3 protein-coding genes are annotated in these 4,325 nt (G+C 67.7%); 2 read left to right on the top strand and 1 reads right to left on the bottom strand.

What is annotated here, in order from left to right:
- On the bottom strand, positions 1 to 2,493 hold a 2,493-nt coding region (locus WB508_RS01955; RefSeq protein WP_423843192.1), incomplete at its 3' end, for an AAA family ATPase.
- A gap of 98 nt (positions 2,494 to 2,591) precedes the next feature.
- Between WB508_RS01955 and WB508_RS01950 the strand changes: the two genes are divergently transcribed.
- Positions 2,592 to 3,671, top strand: coding sequence for a class I SAM-dependent methyltransferase (locus WB508_RS01950; RefSeq protein ID WP_423843191.1), 1,080 nt, complete (start codon positions 2,592 to 2,594; stop codon positions 3,669 to 3,671).
- 31 nt (positions 3,672 to 3,702) lie between these two features.
- Positions 3,703 to 4,325, top strand: a 623-nt coding sequence (locus WB508_RS01945) for an alpha/beta fold hydrolase (protein WP_423843190.1), incomplete at its 3' end; no start/stop codon positions are given.

The raw sequence follows: 4,325 nt of genomic DNA, 5'->3' as shown, positions 1-4,325 counted from the left end.
AACGGCGGCGAAATCCGCCCACGGGACGGCTCCGAGAGCCTCGAACCCGGTGAGCGCAGCGGACAGCAGCGGTCTGGCCGCCACTCGCTGACGGGTGCGCCGCAATTTGCTTCCATAGGCGAGCTGGGTCCGGGCCACTTCGAAGGCATCTTCAGTGTCCTTGTGCAGGGCCAGAGCGGCGTCGAAGTGCGCGCCGAAGTGCTCGTCGGTAGCGGTCATCCCGAGGCCTCGCTCGGCGCGCGCCATGGCCCAGGGCTGGCCCTTGTGAACGGCGCGACGCTCATATTCTCGCGCCACCGTTCGGGCCTGCTGGGCATGGCCCGAGCGCAGCAGGGCGTCCACGGTCTCCGGACCGGGTGAGAGGTCGACATCGGCAAATCCGGAGCCAGTCAGTATCTCCTCAAGTGCCGTGAATTCGGCAATTGCTTCTTCGGCGCGTCCGAGAGCCAGATGCAGCTCCCCCCGCGCAAAACATATCCAGGCAGTGCCGAGGTGGATGTGGTGGCGGCCGCACAATTCGGCCGACTCCGCCGCATTTTCCAGGCACGGCTCAGATCTCCCTCGTCGCGCCTGCAACCAGGCGAGACCTGACAACGACATGGCCAGATCGGTGAGCTGGCCGGTGTCGCGGGCCAGCCGGATCGACTCTTCGTAGGCGATGTCCGCCTCGTCCCACCGATCGGTGGTCGCGTCGTCCCGTGCCAGCTTGAACAACATGTAGGGGAGGGCAACGATCGAGGCGGTGGTGCGCCTGTCCTCGACTGCCTTCCGGAGGTGGTCCCGCCGGGCGTTGGAGTCCCGCAGGAACAGCGGCCCGAACATCAACCATGCGGCCCGGAAGGGGTCGTTTTCCACCACGGCGCTGCGCTCCATCTCCGCACTCGCCTGACGGATCAGCTCGGCACCCGGGGAGCCGATCAGCACGAGCCCCACCCCGGCGGCCATGGTCCCCAGCACCTGCGACCTGGCCGTGGTCGATCGAGGGAGCAATGTGGTGATGGTCTCGACCATCGTTGCTGCGGTCTGCGCGTCGGCCAGGAAGAAGCAGATGTCGACTGCGTCAGATGCCAGAAGCAGGGCAGCGTCGGGGTCTGACTCTGCGTGCGCCGAGACGCCCGCCACCAGGATCGATCGGGCCTGTTCGAGGGACCCGGAGCGGGCGGCCACAGCGCCGCGCAACTCGCACATCCTCGCCGTGATCTTCTCTGGAGCAGGGGGCCGATCTGCGCGTTCTAGCAGCTCGAGGGCATGTTCTGCGCGCCCAGCGAGCCACGCATTCTCTGCTGCCGCCAGCAGACGTTCGGCGATGAGGGGATCGTCCCCGGGCGTCAGCGCGGCAGCCCGCTCGTAGGCGATGGCCGCGACGTCGTAACCACCTCGGCTGCGTGCGGCGTCGCCGGTCAAACTCATCTGGCCGGCGACCGTCTCGTCGGGGCCGACCGCCGCCTCGCTCAGGTTCCAGGCGGACCGCTCTGCATCACTGTCATGCAGCGCATCGGCGGCAGCCTGATGCATCGCTCGCCGATCGCTCGTCGACGCAGCGCCGTAGCTGGCCGAGCGCACCAAGGGGTGGCGAAACTCCGCTGTCCCTACGCCGATGCGAACCAGATCGGCATTCTCAGCGTCGGCGAGCGCGGCGACGTCCGCGCCGATCTGAGTGCACATGGCTGCTGCGAGCGTCAGGTCACCGCCGGCGATCGTGGCCGCCAGCAGCGCCGTGCGGCTCTCCGGCCGCAGAGACGTCGCGCGGCGCGTGAAGGCTTGCAGAACTGCTGCGGGCGCCGGCACGGGCACCTCGGGCGCAAGCTGATCGAGACTCTGTGGATCGTCGGCGAGTTCGACCATCGCGAGCGGATTCCCACCGGTGGCCCGATGCAAGCGGTGGGCCTGTTCGGGCGTCATCGTGGCGTGCGCCGCCAGCATGGAACGTGCGGCATCCTCGGAGAGTCCCGCCAGCGCCAGCTCGGGAAGGCCGCGGAGGGTGTCGAGCCCCGGTTCGCCCAAGCGCGCCCCCATCACGATCGCGACCCGGTCAGCCGCTAGACGTCGCGCCACGAAGAGCAGGGCCTCCGCTGTGGGTCGATCCACGTCGTGGGCGTCGTCGACAATGACCACCAGTGGCTTGTCCTCCGCGTGTCGACTGATCAGGCTCAGGGTCGCCGCGCCGATGGCGAACCGGTCGCCGGGGACCCCAGGTCGAATGGCCAGGGCAACCTTCAGCGCCTCGGACTGCGGTGCCGGGATGGCATCGATCAGGCCGAGCGCGGGACGCAGCAGCTGCAGCAGCCCCCCGAAGGCGACGCCGATCTCGTGCGGGCTGCCGGCCGCTCGCAACACGTTCATGCCGTCCACCGAGCTGGTCGCGGCATCGATCAGTGACGTCTTGCCGATGCCTGCTTCGCCCGTCACCACGAGCGTCCCGCTGCGGCTGACTCGGGCGCCGGTGATGAGGTGCTCCAGCACCCTCAGCTCGGTCTCGCGCCCAATGAGCATTCTTCACTCTAGGCCGAACGACTAGGTGGGTCACCTGATTCGGTCCCCCCGTCCGCGGTGTGACGGTGGAGAGATCACCCCACAACAAGGAGATCATCATGACCACGATCGACAATCCCGTCCAGGTGGACGAGGACAAGCTGATGGAGTTCGTCTTTCGAGCCGTCGACGAGGTGGGAGCGGCGTTGAACTGCGCTCTCGTCGTCATGGGCGACAAGCTCGGCTACTACACGAGCCTTGCCGAGCACGGCGCGACCACGCCCTCCGAGCTGGCCGAACGCACCGACACGGGCGAGCACTATGCGCGCGAATGGCTCAACGGCCAGGCGGCAGGCTCGTTCGTCACGTACGACCCATCCACCGGCCGCTACACGTTGCCGCCCGAGCAAGCTGTCGCGCTGACCGACGAGACCAGCCCGGCTTTCATCCCGGGCCTCTTCCAGACCGCTCTGGGCACACTGCGCGACGCCCCTGAGATCATCAAGGCGGCCCGCACCGGAGACGGATTCGGTTGGCACGAGCACGACAGCGACCTCCATGAGGGGACGGAGCGATTCTTTCGGCCCGGGTACGCCGCGCACCTCGTGGCAGAGTGGCTCCCGGCGCTCGACGGGGTGACGGCCAAGCTGGAAGCCGGCGCCAGCGTCGTCGACATCGGCTGCGGTCACGGGGCTTCGACGATCCTGATGGCTCAGGCATATCCGAACTCGACCTTCATCGGCTCGGACTACCACGCGGCATCGATCCAGACGGCCCGCGAGCGGGCCGATGCCGCTGGTGTGGGTGACCGGATCTCGTTCGTCGTCGAGTCCGCCGAGTCCTTCGCAGGGCGGAACTTCGACCTCGTGACGATGTTCGACTGTCTGCACGACATGGGTGACCCGGTGGGCGCAGCACGGCAGGTCCGTGACGCGATCGCCGCCGACGGCACGTGGATGATCGTGGAGCCCGCAGCGGGGGATCACGTCGAGGACAACTTCAACCCGGTCGGCCGAGCACTTTACGGCTTCTCCACCCTGTTGTGCACGCCGTGCTCGCTCGCTCAGGACGTCGGCCTTGCGCTCGGCACCCAAGCGGGCCCGGCCAAGATCCGCGACGTCGCCACCACCGCAGGCTTCACGCGCTTCGAGGTTGTGGCCAGCACGCCGTTCAACAACGTGCTGGAGGTCCGTCCGTGACAGAAGGCACCGATCGGGGCAGGATGGCTGCATGAGCACTCGTGCTCGTCAACCTGATGTGACCGGCGTCGTCGAACGAGACGGAGTCTCGTTGGCCTACGAGGTCCACGGCGACGCCGGCCCTTCGCTGCTCCTCCTCCCGACGTGGTCGATCATCGACTCGCGAGTGTGGAAGGCGCAGGTCCCCTTCCTGGCCCGCCACTGTCGAGTGGTGACGTTCGACGGTCGCGGGAGTGGTCGCTCCAGCTCGCCGAAGGGTGCCGCGGCGTACGAGAACGCTGAGTACGCGTTGGACACGCTCGCCGTGATGGACGCGACAAGCACGCAGGCCGCGATCCTGGCCGGCCTGTCCTGCGGGGCGACGTGGGCTGTCCACGTGGCCGCCCGAGCCCCGGACCGAGTTCTGGGAATCTTCGCCGTGGCACCGTCGTGCGGCTTCTCGGTCGCCCATCGTCAGCGGGAACAGTTCGCCTGGCACGAGACCTATCCCCAGACCGCGGGGTGGGCCACGTACAACAAGGACTTCTGGCTGACCGGCGATCTGACCGCATTCCGTGAGTTCTTCTTCTCGGAAGTGTTCAACGAGCCGCACTCCACCAAGCAGATCGAGGACGCGCTCGACTGGTCGTCCAAGGTGGTGCCCGAGACCCTGGT

This window comes from Aeromicrobium sp. (assembly GCF_049586495.1).
GTDB lineage: Bacteria > Actinomycetota > Actinomycetes > Propionibacteriales > Nocardioidaceae > Aeromicrobium.
This window is presented reverse-complemented; position numbering and strand designations above follow the sequence as displayed.